The sequence below is a fragment of the Exiguobacterium sp. UBA7533 genome (assembly GCF_002479335.1).
Taxonomy (GTDB): Bacteria; Bacillota; Bacilli; order Exiguobacteriales; family Exiguobacteriaceae; genus Exiguobacterium_A.
In genome coordinates, this window is the sequence record NZ_DLMP01000018.1 from 157,739 (window position 1) to 174,730 (window position 16,992).

Annotated in this window: 18 protein-coding genes; 7 read left to right on the forward strand and 11 right to left on the reverse strand. The window is 47.2% G+C overall.

Features of this window, described 5'->3' with window-relative positions:
- Positions 1–68 precede the first annotated feature (68 nt).
- Positions 69–581: a PCYCGC motif-containing (lipo)protein gene (locus B2U10_RS15300; RefSeq protein WP_290788736.1), complete on the forward strand. Its 513-nt coding sequence runs from the start codon at positions 69–71 to the stop codon at positions 579–581.
- Positions 582–652: 71 nt separating this feature from the next.
- Here the strand turns inward: B2U10_RS15300 and B2U10_RS15305 are convergent, their stop codons facing one another.
- The gene (locus B2U10_RS15305) at positions 653–1,078 is read right to left on the reverse strand and encodes a hypothetical protein (protein ID WP_035410778.1); all 426 of its coding nucleotides are present in this window, start codon (positions 1,076–1,078) and stop codon (positions 653–655) included.
- Between the two features lie 189 nt (positions 1,079–1,267).
- Here B2U10_RS15305 and B2U10_RS15310 point away from each other — a divergent pair, with 189 nt between their 5' ends.
- Together B2U10_RS15310 and B2U10_RS15315 are read left to right on the forward strand one after the other, a co-directional pair.
- On the forward strand, positions 1,268–2,281 hold the full coding sequence (locus tag B2U10_RS15310) for a zinc-binding alcohol dehydrogenase family protein (protein ID WP_290788789.1): 1,014 nt from the start codon (positions 1,268–1,270) through the stop codon (positions 2,279–2,281).
- A 214-nt stretch (positions 2,282–2,495) separates the two neighbouring features.
- Positions 2,496–4,928, forward strand: a complete 2,433-nt coding sequence (locus tag B2U10_RS15315) for a HAMP domain-containing sensor histidine kinase (RefSeq protein ID WP_290788739.1) — start codon at positions 2,496–2,498, stop codon at positions 4,926–4,928.
- Between the two features lie 61 nt (positions 4,929–4,989).
- Here the strand turns inward: B2U10_RS15315 and wrbA are convergent, their stop codons facing one another.
- Positions 4,990–5,592 (reverse strand): NAD(P)H:quinone oxidoreductase, encoded by a 603-nt coding sequence (gene wrbA, locus B2U10_RS15320; RefSeq protein WP_035410786.1) that lies wholly within the window; start codon positions 5,590–5,592, stop codon positions 4,990–4,992.
- Positions 5,593–5,890: 298 nt separating this feature from the next.
- Between wrbA and B2U10_RS15325 the strand changes: the two genes are divergently transcribed.
- A complete protein-coding gene (locus B2U10_RS15325) occupies positions 5,891–7,681 on the forward strand; it encodes an LTA synthase family protein (protein ID WP_290788742.1) in 1,791 nt (596 codons plus the stop codon).
- Positions 7,682–7,788: 107 nt separating this feature from the next.
- Here B2U10_RS15325 and B2U10_RS15330 read toward each other — a convergent pair whose 3' ends face one another.
- The 5 genes from B2U10_RS15330 to groES all read right to left on the reverse strand — a co-directional run bounded on the left by B2U10_RS15330 (position 7,789) and on the right by groES (position 11,484).
- Positions 7,789–8,415, reverse strand: a complete 627-nt coding sequence (locus tag B2U10_RS15330) for a HEAT repeat domain-containing protein (protein WP_349680044.1) — start codon at positions 8,413–8,415, stop codon at positions 7,789–7,791.
- Between the two features lie 27 nt (positions 8,416–8,442).
- Positions 8,443–8,583: a hypothetical protein gene (locus B2U10_RS15335; RefSeq protein WP_290788748.1), complete on the reverse strand. Its 141-nt coding sequence runs from the start codon at positions 8,581–8,583 to the stop codon at positions 8,443–8,445.
- 180 nt (positions 8,584–8,763) lie between these two features.
- On the reverse strand, positions 8,764–9,384 hold the full coding sequence (locus B2U10_RS15340; protein ID WP_290788751.1) for a LysE/ArgO family amino acid transporter: 621 nt from the start codon (positions 9,382–9,384) through the stop codon (positions 8,764–8,766).
- A 141-nt stretch (positions 9,385–9,525) separates the two neighbouring features.
- Positions 9,526–11,166, reverse strand: coding sequence for a chaperonin GroEL (gene groL / locus B2U10_RS15345; protein ID WP_029342811.1), 1,641 nt, complete (start codon positions 11,164–11,166; stop codon positions 9,526–9,528).
- Between the two features lie 33 nt (positions 11,167–11,199).
- Positions 11,200–11,484 carry a co-chaperone GroES gene (gene groES / locus B2U10_RS15350; RefSeq protein ID WP_023469587.1) on the reverse strand — a complete coding sequence of 95 codons (285 nt, stop codon included), beginning with the start codon at positions 11,482–11,484 and terminating at the stop codon, positions 11,200–11,202.
- Positions 11,485–11,703: 219 nt separating this feature from the next.
- On the opposite strand from groES, the gene B2U10_RS15355 reads away from it, so the two are divergent.
- Complete coding sequence (locus tag B2U10_RS15355; RefSeq protein WP_058713945.1) at positions 11,704–12,396, forward strand: CPBP family intramembrane glutamic endopeptidase; 693 nt, start codon at positions 11,704–11,706, stop codon at positions 12,394–12,396.
- 21 nt (positions 12,397–12,417) lie between these two features.
- Entirely contained in the window at positions 12,418–12,651 is a 234-nt protein-coding gene (locus B2U10_RS15360) for a DUF4305 domain-containing protein (protein ID WP_214852032.1), read from the forward strand.
- Between the two features lie 41 nt (positions 12,652–12,692).
- Here the strand turns inward: B2U10_RS15360 and B2U10_RS15365 are convergent, their stop codons facing one another.
- The 4 genes from B2U10_RS15365 to B2U10_RS15380 form a co-directional block, all read right to left on the reverse strand.
- The gene (locus B2U10_RS15365; RefSeq protein WP_214852030.1) at positions 12,693–12,989 is read right to left on the reverse strand and encodes a DUF2089 family protein; all 297 of its coding nucleotides are present in this window, start codon (positions 12,987–12,989) and stop codon (positions 12,693–12,695) included.
- A gap of 20 nt (positions 12,990–13,009) precedes the next feature.
- Entirely contained in the window at positions 13,010–13,297 is a 288-nt protein-coding gene (locus B2U10_RS15370) for a hypothetical protein (RefSeq protein ID WP_290788754.1), read from the reverse strand.
- Positions 13,298–13,478: 181 nt separating this feature from the next.
- The gene (locus B2U10_RS15375) at positions 13,479–14,774 is read right to left on the reverse strand and encodes a cation:dicarboxylate symporter family transporter (RefSeq protein ID WP_035410792.1); all 1,296 of its coding nucleotides are present in this window, start codon (positions 14,772–14,774) and stop codon (positions 13,479–13,481) included.
- Between the two features lie 179 nt (positions 14,775–14,953).
- The gene (locus B2U10_RS15380) at positions 14,954–16,012 is read right to left on the reverse strand and encodes an NAD(P)/FAD-dependent oxidoreductase (RefSeq protein ID WP_056064111.1); all 1,059 of its coding nucleotides are present in this window, start codon (positions 16,010–16,012) and stop codon (positions 14,954–14,956) included.
- Positions 16,013–16,197: 185 nt separating this feature from the next.
- Between B2U10_RS15380 and B2U10_RS15385 the strand changes: the two genes are divergently transcribed.
- Positions 16,198–16,989 carry an ABC transporter ATP-binding protein gene (locus B2U10_RS15385; protein ID WP_214852023.1) on the forward strand — a complete coding sequence of 264 codons (792 nt, stop codon included), beginning with the start codon at positions 16,198–16,200 and terminating at the stop codon, positions 16,987–16,989.
- Positions 16,990–16,992: the final 3 nt, after the last annotated feature.

Consider the following 16,992-nt stretch of genomic DNA (forward strand, 5'->3'; position numbering starts at 1 on the left):
AAATCGTCATGCTTTCATCGTTTTGCTTTCCTTATAATGAAGGCAAGACGATGAAAGAGAGGCACATTATGCAAACAGGACTATATCGTTACGCCTTTCCCCTTAGTATCAGCCTGTTGCTCGCTGCATGCGGAACAGCTGATCAAACGGATGCTCCAAAAACAGAACAGACGAATCACGGAGATCATGCGGATCATGCCAGCCACGGTGTTGGTGATCAACTCGAGAAGACCGCGGGACCGGACACGTTACCTGCTTTTCTCGATGAGCAGGATCAATCGATTCAAACAATCTATCGCTCCGTCGCTAAACATCCCGATTTATTGAAGAAGATGCCATGTTATTGCGGTTGTGGTGAATCTGCGGGTCATACGAGCAACTATGACTGCTTCATCGAAGAACAGAACGCTACGTCAACGACCTGGACGACGCACGGCATTACGTGTGGTACGTGTCTCGATATCGCGGCACAGTCGATCGTCGCTTATCAAAAAGGTAGCTCCGTCAAGGAAATTCGGACTGCAATCGATCAAACTTATGCGAAGACCGGTGTCACACCGACGCCAACGCCAGCACTTTAATAAACAGTCCGCCCTCCTCGCGATGAACGTAAGGAAAGGCGGACTGTTTTTTTATCTCATGTGGAGCGTTCTTAACTTCTAGCTCGCAAGACGAGCGGTCGACCCGACAACAGCTCATCCAGTTGATAGTACGTATGTGCCCGAATCGGTCGATCCGTTCGTGGTAAGTGACGAAGTTCATATGCTACTTCGAGTAAGTAAAATTTGTATTCCTCCCCTTCATCAAAACCAAAGCTTGCGCGACGTTCTTCGATATACGCAAGGACACGCTCCTGTTGCGAGAACGAGAGCCGCTGGACTTGTGGGGCGAGTGCCTCGTGCGGAGAGAGCACGATTTCCCGCTCCGTGCGATACAGTCGATGCATGACGCCACCACTTTGACGTAAGGCAATCAAACGCGCGGGTCGATACGGACGGGGGTGCGGATGAGCATGAACGAGGTAACGTTCAATCGTGACTTGAGTCGTTCCTGCCGGTAGAGAGATGACGTCATACATACAAAATCGCTCCTTCTCGAAAATGGATAGCTACTCTCATATGCTACCATATCTATCCAGCATTCTTCCGTTGATGACAGAAGGGGAATCCGTTTTCAAAGTTTCGCAACTGGTTTTAAGACCGAGCGGGCGTGGAACAGATGGAGAGAAACGATTCCTATCTGGAAAGGATGATTGTTGATGTCGAATATGTCCGCTGTCGGTTTCCACCGACACTTACCTTTAACGGAACAAGATAGTCTGATTGATCTGGAACTACCACGACCAGAAGCAACAGGACACGATCTCTTAGTTGAGATCAAAGCTGTCTCCGTCAACCCGGTCGATACGAAAGTCCGTGCCCACGGGAAAGACGAAGACGCCCCGAAGGTCATCGGTTATGATGCAGCGGGAGTCGTCGTTGAAGTCGGCGATGATGCCTCCCTCTTCCAAGTCGGTGATGAAGTGTATTACGCTGGTGCAATTCAGCGCCCTGGATCAAACAGCGACTTCCAACTCGTCGATGAACGAATTGTCGCTAAAAAACCGGAACGGTTGACGTTCAGTGAAGCGGCTGCTCTCCCGTTGACGACGCTGACAGCCTATGAAGCATTGACCGATCGTCTCGGATTGACGTTTGATGCTAAGTCGAATCTTAAGAAGACAATCCTCATCATCGGAGCCGCTGGCGGTGTCGGTTCGATTGCGACACAACTTGCGAATCACGCTGGATTGACGGTCATCGGTACCGCGTCACGCGACGAGACGATTGATTGGGCGAAGGAACACGGTGCGCATCATACGATCAATCACCACGACGCATTCCGTCCTCAGCTCGAAGCCCTCGGTTACAAATACGTTGACTATATCTTCTGTCTCAATGCGACGGACCAACATTTCGAGACGATGGTCGATGTGATCGCACCGCAAGGGAAAATCTGTAGCATCGTCGAGACGAATCAAAAACTCGATTTAAGTGCGCTCCAACAAAAGAGTGCGACGTTCGTCTGGGAATTCATGTTCACGCGCCCACTGTTTGCGACAGATGATATGATTCGCCAACATGAGATTCTGACGCAAGTCGCAGCATGGATCGAAGAGCATACGCTCGAGACGACGGTGACACAGACATTGATCGGCATGAACGCCGACAATCTAAAAGAAGCACACCGTCTCGTCGAAAGTGGAAAAACGATTGGAAAGATTGTCGTTGAACATCATTAATAGGTATCGAAGCAGGATGAGACTAGGCTCTCGTCCTGCTTTTTTGTCGTTCTTTATTTTCTTGTGAACGTGAATCTCTTATTTTGAAGATATTTTATACATTATGACTATATTTATCCGTCTAAAAAATGTACGATTACGGTAACAAATATTCCAATGTAATACATCTAATCGACCCTCGACTCACATATACAAAGGAGCATCCATAATCCATATGCGAAAATGGTTCAATCAAAAGATCAGTCGACAGATCATGTCGTCATTTTATCTCATTCTTATTACCTTATCCGTCTCCTCTTTGGCTGCTTATTTTTATACGAACCACCAAGTCATGGATGCCAAACAAGAGCTCGATGCGATCAGCATGCGCGAAGATCGGGCGACGAAACTCTGGGACGATTGGCAGTCCCTTCAATACGAGATGCGGGGCTATATCGTCTTCGGAGATGACGCCGTGCTCGACGTGATTGATGAAAAGAAGGCATCACTCGAACAACAGACGGCTTGGTTTGAAAAGAATCGCTTATATAAAGCGGATCAAATCTATGCGTCTGATATCCGGTCGCTCTATAATTCTTATACAAATTTCGTCATGCCCAGCTTGATTAAATACGTCCAAGCAAAGCAATCGGGCACGATTGACGAGCGTTTCCTGCAGATGCCGAGTCTAAAAGCGATGATGCCACAAGTACCTCGGGACCCGAATCGGAAGTTCAAGATGAATGCCTCGAACAGTGAAACGATGCGTAAAAGTGTCAACACGATGGAGAGTACGTTCACGAACTACCGGAGTAGTCTCCGCGCGAAAGAACTCGGTGCAAAAGAACAGCTTGTCACGCAGACGAAGTACGCTGAGTGGATTTGGCTCGTCAACCTGATCGTGTTGTTCCTCGTCATCTTGCTGATCGTCCGCCCGTTCATCGAACGGACGACGCGACAAATCCACCTTCTCAGCAAGGAGAGCAAGCTCCTTGCAAGTGGTGAGCATACGTTACCGTTGATTCCGCTGAACCGTGCTGACGAGATCGGTGAATTGAGTAAATCGTTCCATCAGATGGCGACAGCCTTGATTGAAAACAAACACCAATTGATGTCGACGAACGTTAATCTCGAAGATGCGTTGAAATTGACGCAACGGAACGAGTCCCATTTACGGCTACGTAATCAATTGACGGAGACACTTGCGTCGCGTGATAGCATCAGTGCCTATCCTGCCGTCATTCAAAAGATGGTTGAAATCACGAATGCGACGCAAGGTGCCTTGATTTTCAAAGATGGTACGAAAGTGATCGATATCGTCTTTTATCCGCAGACACCGCTCACAGTCGAAGATTGGATGCCAACGATTGAGCCGTTATTACGTGAGTCGCGACAAGACAAACGACCGCATACGCAGTTCGAAGATGAAGTCGCGCGCGCTGTCACCCCGGTTCTTGATCCGAGTCAAAATGAGATCATCGCCTATATCTTCTTGTCCCGTAATCAGGATCGGTTTGATCGTTACGAGCAGGAAGAACTCGCTGCCTTCGCGCGTCAGCTAGCGTTGTCACTCCTACGGATGCGGACGTTCGACGAGATTGAACGCGAACGGGAAAAAACAGCGCGACTGTTGAACTCGATCCGTGAATCGATCGTGTATATCGAGCCCGACGGCGACATTCAGTTAATCAACCGACCATTGCTCGATCTGTTTGACCATCCGGTTGATGACAGTCTCGATGAGAATGGGCTGATGAACATCACTCCATCTGTCGTTCAACTCAAGCATCGCGTCGACCAACTACCGGAATTCGAACGTTACTTGAAAAAGACGTTCGTGAAACGAGAAATCGGTGAAGGAACCACCTTCTCGATCGATCAAGAGCGACGCTTCATCAAGACGTACTCCGAGAGCATTCATTATGGTGGACAGTTCCGCGGGATTCTACTCGTCTTACGTGACGTGACGAATGAAGTCGAGATTGACCGGATCAAAAACGAACTCGTCTCGACGATCTCACACGAACTACGGACACCACTCTCGTCGATCTATGGCTTTACTGAGCTGATGATTCAGCGTGACCTACCACCGAAACGACAGAAGAAGTATCTCGAAGCGGTCCATTCGGAAACAGAACGTCTCTCGCTGTTGATCAATGACTTCCTCGACTTGCAACGGATGGAAGCAAACCGTCAGGAATATGAGATGGCACCGTTCGATATCGTCGCGATGATTCGGGATTTGAAGCAGTTGCATAGTCTGTCGTCTTCTTCCCACGCGATTGAAATATTCCGAAACGTCGAACCATTGATCGTCGAAGGGGATGCGAAGAAGATTCGCCAATTATTCAGTAACCTGATCAATAATGCGATCAAATACTCACCAGCTGGTGGAACGATCGATGTTCAACTGACGCGACACGCGTCACGGGTCACGGTCGCGATTCAAGATGAGGGTATCGGGATCCCAGCTTCTGCGATGAGTAACCTGTTCCAAAAATTCTATCGTGTTGACAATTCGGACACCCGTCAAATCGGCGGTACTGGTCTTGGGCTCTCGATCTGTCGCGAAATTGCGCGTGGACATGATGGAGAAATCCATGTCGAGTCGATCGAAGGACAAGGCTCGACGTTCACAGTCGAACTTCCGTTAACACAAAACACATGATGCATACGAAAAAGCGCCAGAATGCGAATCAGCATTCCGGCGCTTTTTGAATTAGGTAATGTTATGAGTTAAGACGGCTTGCCACTTCAACCGTCCGTTTCGCTTGATGGCGCACGGCTGGTTCGACTGATTCAACCATGTTACCGTCTTGGTCGACAGTGACCGATGTACCATATGGATTTCCGCCCGCTGCGAACAAGACAGGATCCGAATAACCTGGTGCCGCAACGATTGCACCCCAGTGGAACATCGTCGTATAAACTGCGAGAACAGTCGCTTCCTGACCGCCATGCGGATTCTGTGCCGACGACATCGCACTGACGACTTTATTGACGAGTTTGCCTTGTGCCCACAGTCCGCCTGTCGTGTCGAGGAACTGTTGGAATTGTCCTGGGACATGACCGTAACGTGTCGGGACGCTAAAGATAATCGCATCTGCCCAGTCGAGTAGATCCGGTGTCGCTTCTTCGATATCACGTGTGGCTTCCGCATGCTTTTGCCACAATGGGTTCGAAGCAATCGCTTCTGCTGGGGCTGTCTCCTTGATTTTCGCAAGACGGACTTCCGCCCCTGCTGCTTCTCCCGCTTCTTTTGCCCATGAGGCAAGTTGATGGTTCGTTCCGGTTGCGCTGTAATAGATGACCGCTAGTTTCACGTTTGACATGACTTCGCTCCTTTTTTAAAAGACAGTGACGGACGATGGACGTACACGCTTTCTATTCCCGCTTTCCGCGCAAATTAACGTCAATTGTTTGAATTCAAGAGGAAATTCAAACCAATTCCTCGATTAATTCATGAAACGAGCGAACATGACTTCCTGTCTTGGTAATAGTTCTATTTTTGCCTGATTCAGAAACAATCGCCATTTCACCTTCAGATTGTATACTTCCCACATCTATGCGTTCCTCGATTTGCCGTTTAGGGTAAAGACCGATTGACGACACACGTAAGGAGTACTGACCATGGCGATTCGCTACACCCTTTATCTGTTACTTGGCATGCTGAAGTTCATGCTATTTAGTTATTTTACAAAAACCGACCTTTCGCTTCATTTAACACTGATGAATCTTGCTGGCATGCTGATCCTATCGAGCTGGACGTTACTGATTCCGTGGAATAAACGCCGCTGGGTCTGGCTCGGTCTACTGCTGGCGCACAGTTTTCTGCTGGCTTCCGACATGTGGTACTACCGTTACTTCGAGGACTTCCTCTCCGTCTCGCTCCTCTCACAGATGACGCAGATGAGTGACGTCAGTAGCGGCTTCACTGCCTTGATCGTACCGCAAGACTTCCTCTTGTTCGCTGATAGTTTGATTTTCATGGTACTGCTCTTCGTTTTCCGCAAACGACCGGAAGTGACGACGACGCAAACACGACGCCGGACAGCTGGACTCCTTGCAGTCAGTGGCATTATTTTGTCTGCTTCACTGCTGACGTACCGGACGCTAACGGAAGAGCGTCAACCGACCGCAGCGATCTCCGATATGCGTGACTACTATCTGTTCGGCTTTTGGGGTTATCACGGGTGGGACGCTTTCAAAGGTGTGACCGGGCGACCGAGCGACGGACTAACGGCTCAGGAGCAACAGCGCATCAACCAAAAGGAGCAGACGAATCCGACCGGTGCGAAAAAGACACCGAACATCATTTTGGTGCAACTCGAGTCGTTCCAGGCTTCTGTCATCGACCAGACCATTAATGGCGAAGAAGTGACGCCGAACCTGAATCAGTTGAAGAAGGAATCGCTCTATTTCTCGTCGTTTTACCACCAGACACATGAAGGACGAACTTCGGACGCTGAGTTCATCACGAACACATCGCTTTACCCGTTGAAATCAGGTTCCGTTTATACGCAATATCCGACGAATGAATTCGAGCCGCTCCCTGCATTACTTGAGAAAAATGGATACGATACGGCAGCGATGCATGCTTACGAGAAAGGCTTCTGGAACCGTGACGATGTCTACAAGAACATCGGTTTTAAGCACTTCTTCAGCCAAAAGGATTATTCAAAAGAAAAAAAGATCGGCATGGCACTGAACGATCAACAGTTCTTCCTCGAATCGATTGATCACATGGAGACGTTGCAAGAACCGTTCTTCTCGTTTTTAGTCGCGTTGACGAGTCATACACCGTATGAGATCGACAAGGAAGATCAGACGCTTGATCTGTCCGGATATGAGGATCCAATGTTGAAACGGTATTATCAGACCGTCCATTACGTCGACACCGGTGTCGGAAAGATGATTGATGAGTTGAAACAACGCAATCTTTGGGACCAGTCCCTCGTCATCTTTTATGGCGATCACGATAGCGGACTCGTCAATGAAGGCAGCGAGATGCGCAAAAAAGCGGATGTTTCGTCTCCGGTTGCAGCTTTCGAACTCGAGCGCCGCATCCCGCTCTTCATCAAAAAACCCGACCAACAAACCGGTCGGGTCATGAAAGAAAACGGCGGACAGATCGATATCGCACCAACGATCATTGATCTATTAAACCTCAAAACGTCCTATATGATGGGGCAATCCCTCATCGACGACAAACCGAATCTGACGGGCTTCCGTGATGGTTCGTTCCGCTATAAAGACTATTACTATGAAGCGGATTTGACGAAAGCATCAGGCGAAGGCACCTGCTATGACGTATCGACTGAGAAAAAGGTCGAGATGAAGTTCTGTCGAAATCAAGTGAAGGATGTGAGTAAGCAGTTAAAGCTGTCGGATAAGATTATTGAGGAGAATGAACTGGAGTAATCAAAGGGCATCTAATTTTCTTAAAATAAACAAGCCTGACCTTCTTCACGTCTAGTGAGAAGTCAGGCTTGTTTATTGATCGTTATCTCCACCTACCCTCGAGCCCATCAGTAGAAAGTAAAATGGTCTTCGAGCCATTGCCATTCTTCGTCAAACAAAAGTTCTTTTTTTGTTTGAATGATCCAATGAAATAGTTTAGGAATCGCCTGAGAGGAATGCTGGTATCGATATAAAAATCGAAGAGCGATTATGACTTCATCTGTCTGTATCTGTCGCTTTCGCTTCAATAATATTTGTAAACGTTTGATTACCGGTTCAATCGCTACTTCATCACCATGTCGCTCGATTGCGACTAATGCATATTCCTTAACATTGCCGGATCTATCTTCTAATCCGTTCACAAAAATCGGGAGATGTGATTTATCACCAAGGTTACTTAGTGCAACTAAAGCCGAATGTCTCACATCTCCTCGCGAATGATCCAATAAAGGAGTCAAATAAGGAACGGCTCGCTCTGTTCCAATCGTGGCTAAAACAAAATTAGCACTCATGATATCAAAAGAGTTATTTGATGTCGTAATCAAACGAATTAGCGCATCCTCTGCTATCTCATCTCGACAGACTCGCAATGCTTGAATCGCAGCCTCTCGAACAGACGACCGAGAATCGTCTATGTATTTTACGATTCGTTCTGTATTATGAATGCATCGTTGTTTTCCTATTTCTTCTAAGATACTTTCGAGAAGACTCGGCTTTGTTTCTTACTCCAGTTTCTCAAGCAATAACATCCCTGCACGAACATCTCCCGAATTCTCACCAATCGTTCCAATCATAAAATAAAGATGTTGTTTTTGTTCTGCTTGTTTCACTTTGTCGAGTAACGTGTTCAATCTCGGAAGCATATTCGCGTCCCTAAAATGACGAACTTTTTCATAAGCGGTGTCTGATGGTGAGCCTTCGTTCGTATAGCACTTCGATTCTTCCTGATAGAAGTACTTTTCCTCAGACATCTGCTCAACTAAATATAAAATCTCATCGTCCTTCATATTTTGCAGTTGCTCCTTAGTCTTTTAAAGATCTTTTTAACTTTTTTCTAAAGCAAACTGAATCAATTGATACGATAGCCAGAACATTAAGCATCCTATTCCAAAATCTAATACTTTCCACGCTTTTGGTTGTTTAAATACAGGAATGAGCCATCTCGATCCATACCCTAAGCCAAAAAACCAGACAAACGAGGCAACTAAGGCTCCAATTAAGAAATTGACTTTTTGATCAAATGTCAAAGTCCCAGCTATACCACCGATGACAACGACCGTATCTAGGTATACATGTGGATTTAAAAGTGTAATTGCTAATGTAACTAAAATTGTTTTATGAATGGGAATGATTTTAACATCGGTTGAAATATCGATTGCACTTGACGATGAAAACGCACTTCGAAAAGATTTGAATCCGTATAATAGCAGAAATAGTCCTCCGACAATCGCAAGACCAACATTCGCAAACGTATTGTTTTTAATAACAGTACCGACCCCTAATACGCCCGTGCACATCAGTAACACATCGCATAAAAAACATACTAGCGCCACCCAGAAAATATTGTTTTTAAGTAAACCTTGTTTAAGGACGAACGCATTTTGAGCGCCGATTGCGACGATGAGTGTACCCGATGTTACTATACCTTTTAAAATTTCATTCACTTGACGTCTCCTCTTTCATTATCTGTATTTCTAAACTGATGAGTGGTGCTTATGTAATTCTTTCAACTATTAAGTATACTATCGCAAACAAAAAGTACCGAACCCTATTTACTAGGATTCGGTACTTTTAGATGAAATGTCTTACATCATTCCGCCCATTCCACCCATGCCGCCCATATCAGGCATTGCAGGAGCAGATCCAGCTGGTTCTGGTTTATCGGCGATGACAGCTTCCGTCGTCAAGAACATCGCTGAAACGGATGCCGCGTTTTGAAGTGCTGAACGCGTTACTTTCGCTGGGTCGACGATTCCTGTCTCGATCATGTCGACATATTCGTCCGTTGCCGCATTATAGCCCATTCCTGGTGCTTCATGCTTGAGACGCTCGACGATGACTGAGCCTTCTTGACCTGCGTTTTCCGCAATTTGACGAAGTGGTGCTTCAAGTGCACGAAGAACGATGTTGACACCTGTTGCTTCGTCGCCTGTTGAGACCGACAGAATCGATTCGACAGCTTTCGTGACGTGAATGAGAGCTGTTCCCCCACCTGCTACGATGCCTTCTTCGACTGCTGCGCGTGTCGCGTTGAGTGCATCTTCGATCCGGAGCTTACGTTCTTTGAGCTCAGTCTCGGTTGCTGCTCCGACTTTGACGACTGCTACGCCACCTGCGAGTTTCGCCAGACGCTCTTGTAATTTCTCACGATCGAAGTCGCTTGTCGTCTCTTCGATTTGTGCACGGATCGTCCCGACACGTGCTTCGATTGAATCGCCGTGTCCGTGACCTTCGACGATCGTCGTGTTGTCTTTTGAGACGACGACTTTCGACGCACGACCGAGTTGCGTGATTTGTGTTTCTTTCAGATCAAGACCGAGGTCTTCTGTAATCAATTCTGCGCCTGTGACGATCGAGATGTCCTCAAGCATCGCTTTCCGGCGATCACCAAAGCCTGGTGCTTTGACTGCTACCGCGTTGAACGTACCACGGAGTTTATTGACGACGAGTGTCGCAAGTGCTTCGCCTTCGACGTCTTCTGCGATGATGAGGAGTGGTTTGTTTTGTTGAACGACTTGCTCGAGGACTGGAAGAATCTCTTGGATGTTCGAGATTTTTTTGTCCGTGACAAGGATGTACGGGTTCTCAAGGACCGCTTCCATCTTGTCTGAATCCGTGATCATGTATGGTGACGCGTAACCACGGTCGAACTGCATTCCTTCAACGACGTCGAGTTCTGTCGTGAAGCCACGTGATTCTTCGATCGTGATGACACCATCTTGACCGACACGTTCCATTGCTTCTGCGATCAATTGACCAACTTCTTCGTCCGCTGCTGAGATCGCTGCGACTTGGGCGATCGCTTCTTTACCTTCAATTGGTTTTGCAATCGTGTGCAACTCTTCGACAGCACGACGGACTGCTTTTTCGATTCCTTTACGGATGACCATCGGGTTTGCGCCCGCTGTGACGTTTTTAAGACCTTCACGAATCATCGCTTGTGCGAGGACTGTCGCTGTTGTCGTACCATCCCCTGCGATTTCATTCGTTTTTGAGGCAACTTCTGCGACGAGTTTTGCACCCATGTTCTCGAAGTGATCTTCGAGTTCGATTTCTTTCGCGATCGTCACGCCATCATTCGTGATGAGTGGTGAACCGAACTTTCGCTCGAGGACGACGTTGCGTCCTTTTGGTCCGATCGTGACTTTAACTGCATCCGCTAATGCGTCGACCCCGCGGAGCATTGCCCGACGTGCTTCTTCACTGAATAAAATCTCTTTTGCCATGACTGAAATCCCCCTTATAGATGATTGACTGAATTACTCGGCTACTGCCAAAATATCGCTTTCGCGTAAAATTAAGTATTCATTGCCGTCGACTTTGACTTCCGAACCGGCATATTGTGCATAGATGACGTGATCTCCGACACTCACTTCAAGTGGTACACGTACGCCTTGCTCTGTTACACGGCCAGTACCGACAGCGACGACTTTACCCTCTTGTGGTTTTTCTTTCGCTGACCCAGGAAGAACGATTCCTCCGAGTGTTGTTTCTTCTTTTTTAACGACTTCGATCACGATGCGATCACCAAGTGGTTTTAACATGCGAAACATCCTCCTTGAAAATGATTGTTTTTAGCACTCACTTTCGTTGAGTGCTAACATATTTTTATCTTATACGCTTTCTCTCCTGAATTCAAGCCTGAACCTTTATCCGTTTTCCCGAAATCGACACCTTTGAATCATCGTCAATCGTGCGCCAAGACCGTTTGTTTGTTACAATCGGGACAGTACCTTCATTACAAAGGAGTTGTGTCCTGTACGATGAAAAATCCAATCAGTCTGCCTTTTCTGATGGCGGAGAAGTGGCAAAAGCGTCACGTCATCCCGATCATCATCTATCTGATCGTCCAATTGGTTCCGGGTTCGTTCCAGTATTTCCTTCCGAAGAACGTCATTGCTGACGTCGCCGGTTGGTGGCTCGCGATCGGCTTCACGGTCGCCGTCATCGTCTCCTACTACTGTCTGCGTCCTGATTGGCAGAAATGGAAGGCAGAAGGACGTCAAACCGATCCGATGGATACACTAAAATGGATCGGGATCGGGATTGCGCTTTTGTATGCACTCTTGATCAGCGTCAATTTGATCGATGCCTGGATGGCAGGCGGGATCGAAAATGTCGCGAAATCGCAAAATACGGATCAAATCATTCAAGCGATTCAAGTCATCCCGCTCCTGCAAGTCATGGTCGTCTTGCTTGGACCGATCATGGAAGAGTTCTTGTTCCGGCACATCATGTTCGGCAATCTCTCATCGAAGCTCGGTTTCTTCTTTAGCTTCATCCTGACGGGTGGCTTATTTGCCCTGATCCACCAAGACAACAAATTTTTAATCTATGTCGCGATGAGTTTCGTCTTCTCACTCGTCTTCGTCAAGACGCGCCGGATTCTTGCTCCGATCGCCATTCATGTCTTTAACAACGGAATCGTCGTACTCGCCATCTACGCGATGTCTTAATTTACGAAAGGTCGTGTTTTCATGCGTCAAAGCTCGAACTTCATGGCATTGTTCTATGCCATCTTTGGTGTTCTTTTCATGTTTCTTGCCTACAACAACTCAGTCGAGGCAGGAACGGTCTTCAACTTCTGGACGATCCTCCTGACCTTGTTCGCCGCAATCGACTTCTATCGTCTTTACTTGATCTTCCGCTTCCGCTCAGCAGCAAAGAAGATGATCAAGAAGGAACAGGATAAAAAGAACGATAAACAATAAAAAAACGAGATTTCCGTCAGGCGGGAATCTCGTTTTTTGGCTTATTCTTTCGCTTGACCCTTGCGGTAAGAATCGATGATAGTTTTCGCCACATCAAGACTCAACCGTTCATCTAAGACCAAGTTCTTGATCATATTGATGAATTCGACATCTTCCTGTTGCACCGAATCAATCCGCTCAATCAACTGGTTCAACTTCGCCCGGACAGTCGGATAGGATACTTGATAGGCAGCTGCCATATCCTTCAACGAACCGGAGCTCAAGACGAACTTCCGGATGAACTCGAGATGCTCCTGTTCGAGTGCCAGTACCCAAGCGGGCACGTCTTGTCGTTCCATCGTATTCCCTCACTTTTCTCTTACAAATCTTGAATCTCCATCCGCTCTTTTTCACGCTGCAATTGCTTACGGCGCGAGTCGACACCCATCTCAGCCATTGAGATCATCATAGACAATCCAACACATGTACCGATTCGGATCAATGACTCACGATCCGACGTGTGTGGTCCTGTTCCGAAATACCAGTAAATTCCGAGACCAATAATGATCGCTGGAATGATGAAACTAAAGACTCTTCTGCGCCGCGCTAAGTAAAATTGTACGATACAGACTGTGACAATACCAATGACGATTCCTACCGTTTCCATCCTATCGCCTCTCCCCTGTGATTATATAAATAATATTAACTATAAAATAAATAATATTCAATATAATTTTAACTATAATCAAAAATAAGAGGTTTTCTTTAAAAACAATCGAGTTTAATCTATTTTCAGAGACAAAAAAAGAAAGGACTGACGATTCAGTCCTTCCCCATACTTACGACAATCACGCACTGCGGATGTCGTCTTTCTTATTTTCTGTCGACATGAACGTATCGAGTTGGTCTTCATCAAGAACACCTTCCCACTTCGCGATGACGAGTGAAGCGAGCGTGTTTCCTGTAACGTTGACGACGGAACGCATCATATCCATGATTCGGTCAATCCCCGCGATGAAGGCAAGTCCTTCTGCCGGGATACCGACCGTACCAAGTGTTGCGAGCAATACAACGAAGGAAACGCCTGGAACGGCAGCCATTCCTTTTGATGTCAGCATCAAGACGAAGACGAGTGTAATCTGTGTCCCGATCGAGAGGTCGATCCCGTACATCTGTGCGATGAACAAGGCAGCAAGTGCTTGATAGAGTGCTGATCCATCGAGGTTAAACGAATAACCCGTCGGTACGACGAAGCTGACGATTGATTTCGGCACGCCCATCTTCTCGAGTTTTTCCATGATCCGTGGAAGAACCGTTTCTGAAGAGGCTGTCGAATACGTCAAGAGCAATTCATCCTTGAAGACGCGGACGAAGTCTGAGACCCGAACACCAACCCACTTCATGATGCCGCCGAAGACGATGATCATGAAGAGAAGCGCTGTGACATACAATGTCGCGATGAGCTTGAATAACGAACCAAGCGAGTCAATCCCGAACGTCGAGACCGTCACACCAATCAAGGCGAAGACACCGATTGGTGCGAACTTCATGACGATGTTGACGAGATTGAACATTGCTGCTGCGACACCTTCGAAGAAACGAATGACCGGTTGACCCTTCTCTCCTGCAAAACCGACACCGAGTCCGAATAAGACTGAGAAGAAAATAATAGCGAGCATATCACCGCGAACCATCGCATCGAGAATGTTCGTCGGTACGATATTGACGATTTTTTCGACGAGTCCTTCGTCTTTTGTCGTCTCTTCCGTTGCGACATATGATGAGATATCCGTTTTATCCAATGTCGACATATTAATGCCAGCACCTGGTTCAATCAGATTGGCTGCAAATAGCCCCGTGAAGATGGCGATCATCGTCACGATCGTGAAGTAACCCAGTGTTTTGACGCCGAGACGTCCGAGACTCTTCGGACTACCGACCGATGAGACACCGAGGACGATCGTCGTAAAGACGATTGGGACGACGATCATTTTCATCATCCGGATAAAGATATCACCGATTGGCTTGAGCCACTCCGCGACATGGGGATTCCCATAAAATACACCACCGACTGTGATCCCGAGAATCAAGCCGATTAAAATCTGCCAGGCAAGGCCAATGGGCTTACGTTTCGTAGTTGTCATACGCTTCCTCCTTATACATCCGTCTTACTTGTATCCTACATGTAGTGGAACATAAATAGAATTTTGTCCTAAATACAGCACATTGTCAAATCCATCTGTTATAGTACAAAACCGAATTCTGTACGAAAAAACGTCCAAAATCCGCTTGTTTCCAAGCATTTTGGACGTTTTCATAATTTTTAAGATTGTTGATTAACGCGTTCCTCAATCAACGCACGATTGCGTTTTTTGAAGACCTCATTGTGTGACGACACCATCGCCACTTTTGGCGCTTCCGGCTCAATGAAGCGTTTCGCCCGGTTGACGGCGTTTGCCGCATCTTGGAACGCACCCGAGATCAAATGGACCTTCCCGTCGTGCGAAAGAATATCTCCTGCTGCATATAGTCCCGGTACACTCGATTCACTCGCGGCATTCCCGGCGATGTAGAAGTCATCGACCCGTGCAATATCGAGGTCACACGCGTCAAGTAGCGCCGCATCTTGTTCATACCCATGATTAATGATGACTTCATCAATTGGAATCTCGACGACCTCATCTGTTTGACAGTCGATCAATTCAACCGACGCGATCCGTTGGTGATCGGGACTGGCGATTAATTTGTGAATCGTCGTATTGAGGAGGCAGACCGCCGAACTTTTGACGAGTTGATCAACTTGCGCCTCGTGCCCTGAAAAACAATCTCGCCGATACGTGACGTAGACCTTTTTCGCGACCGGTTCGAGTTCGTTTGCCCAATCGATCGCCGAGTTCCCACCACCTGAGACGATGACGGTCTTTCCTTTAAAGCGTTCAATCGATTTAACCGTATAGTTCAAGTTTGACACTTCGAAACGTTCCGCGCCTTCGACTTTTAATTTTTGTGGATTGAGGATGCCACCGCCGACCGCGACGATGACCGTCTTCGAATAATGAATCTGCCCCGATTCCGCTTCTAAGACGAAGTTACCGAAGACGTCTTTTGCGATCGAGATGATCTTTTCATTCAATTGAACAGTCGGTTGAAATGTCAGTCCTTGTTCGACGAGTTGAGCCATGAGTTTTTCACCAGTGATCGGCGGCTGTCCACCGACGTCCCAGATCATCTTTTCCGGATAGACGTGCAGTTTTCCTCCGAGTTCTGCTTGATACTCGATCAATTTCGTCTTCATGCCTCGAAGACCACTATAGAACGTCGAATATAACCCTGCTGGTCCTCCACCGATGATCGTTACGTCGAACAACTCCTGTTCCCTCATCTCACTCACTCCTCATCCTTGATTGTTATTGATTATCATTCTCACTCTCTCATGATAACGTGAACATCTCTTGAACACAAGAAAAAATGTTGACAGCGTTTTTATGAGACTGGTATGGTTAATGAGACGATAGTGATAATCATTATCATTGAAAAATGGAGAGAACAACGAAGGAGTCGTCGCGTATGGTACGTCTAGCAACAGAAGAAATCAATATCGGCTACGGTGATCGTCCCATCGTCAAAGACTTGTCCGTCCAAATTCCCGATCGTCAAATCACAACGATCATTGGCGCGAACGGATGCGGCAAATCAACTTTGCTGAAAGCGATGACACGGATCATTCCCCATCAATCGGGACGTGCGTTGCTCGATGGTCTTGATATCGCGAAGGAAAGCACGAAGCTGCTTGCTCGGAAGATGGCTATCCTGCCACAAACTCCGGAAAGTGCAAGCGGTCTAACGGTCGCAGAGCTCGTCTCATACGGTCGTTTTCCTTATCAAAAAGGATTCGGACGCTTGACGAAACACGATTATGAGATCATCGATTGGGCACTCGAAGCAACGGACACGATGGCGTTCAAACATCGTCCGGTCGATGCGCTGTCCGGTGGTCAACGTCAACGGGTCTGGATTGCGATGGCACTCGCTCAAGAGACAGATATCATCTTTCTCGATGAACCGACGACTTATCTTGATCTCGCCCACCAACTCGAGGTGCTCGAACTGCTCGAATATCTCAACCGGACCGAAGGACGGACGATCGTCATGGTCCTGCATGACTTGAATCAAGCGGCACGCTTCGCCGACTATATTATCGCCATGAAAAACGGCGAAGTCGTCAAAGCCGGAACGTGTGAGGAAGTCATCGCAAAAGATGTCTTACAAGAAGTATTCCATATCGATGCTGAAATCGGACGCGATCCGCGGACGAACAAGCCGATGTGTATCACCTACAACTTAATCAAGGGAGATTAAATC

Excerpts from the sequence above, each read along its gene's own strand:
- B2U10_RS15360 (WP_214852032.1), top strand. The coding sequence starts at position 12,418 with ATGCGTCAAAGCTCGAACTTCATGGCATTGTTCTATGCCATCTTTGGT.
- B2U10_RS15370 (WP_290788754.1), bottom strand. The coding sequence starts at position 13,297 with ATGGAAACGGTAGGAATCGTCATTGGTATTGTCACAGTCTGTATCGTA.
- B2U10_RS15355 (WP_058713945.1), top strand. The coding sequence starts at position 11,704 with ATGAAAAATCCAATCAGTCTGCCTTTTCTGATGGCGGAGAAGTGGCAA.
- groL (WP_029342811.1), bottom strand. The coding sequence starts at position 11,166 with ATGGCAAAAGAGATTTTATTCAGTGAAGAAGCACGTCGGGCAATGCTC.
- B2U10_RS15300 (WP_290788736.1), top strand. The coding sequence starts at position 69 with ATGCAAACAGGACTATATCGTTACGCCTTTCCCCTTAGTATCAGCCTG.
- B2U10_RS15385 (WP_214852023.1), top strand. The coding sequence starts at position 16,198 with ATGGTACGTCTAGCAACAGAAGAAATCAATATCGGCTACGGTGATCGT.
- B2U10_RS15310 (WP_290788789.1), top strand. The coding sequence starts at position 1,268 with ATGTCCGCTGTCGGTTTCCACCGACACTTACCTTTAACGGAACAAGAT.
- B2U10_RS15305 (WP_035410778.1), bottom strand. The coding sequence starts at position 1,078 with ATGTATGACGTCATCTCTCTACCGGCAGGAACGACTCAAGTCACGATT.
- groES (WP_023469587.1), bottom strand. The coding sequence starts at position 11,484 with ATGTTAAAACCACTTGGTGATCGCATCGTGATCGAAGTCGTTAAAAAA.
- B2U10_RS15375 (WP_035410792.1), bottom strand. The coding sequence starts at position 14,774 with ATGACAACTACGAAACGTAAGCCCATTGGCCTTGCCTGGCAGATTTTA.
- B2U10_RS15335 (WP_290788748.1), bottom strand. The coding sequence starts at position 8,583 with ATGCTTCCGAGATTGAACACGTTACTCGACAAAGTGAAACAAGCAGAA.
- B2U10_RS15380 (WP_056064111.1), bottom strand. The coding sequence starts at position 16,012 with ATGAGGGAACAGGAGTTGTTCGACGTAACGATCATCGGTGGAGGACCA.
- wrbA (WP_035410786.1), bottom strand. The coding sequence starts at position 5,592 with ATGTCAAACGTGAAACTAGCGGTCATCTATTACAGCGCAACCGGAACG.
- B2U10_RS15365 (WP_214852030.1), bottom strand. The coding sequence starts at position 12,989 with ATGGAACGACAAGACGTGCCCGCTTGGGTACTGGCACTCGAACAGGAG.
- B2U10_RS15325 (WP_290788742.1), top strand. The coding sequence starts at position 5,891 with ATGGCGATTCGCTACACCCTTTATCTGTTACTTGGCATGCTGAAGTTC.
- B2U10_RS15315 (WP_290788739.1), top strand. The coding sequence starts at position 2,496 with ATGCGAAAATGGTTCAATCAAAAGATCAGTCGACAGATCATGTCGTCA.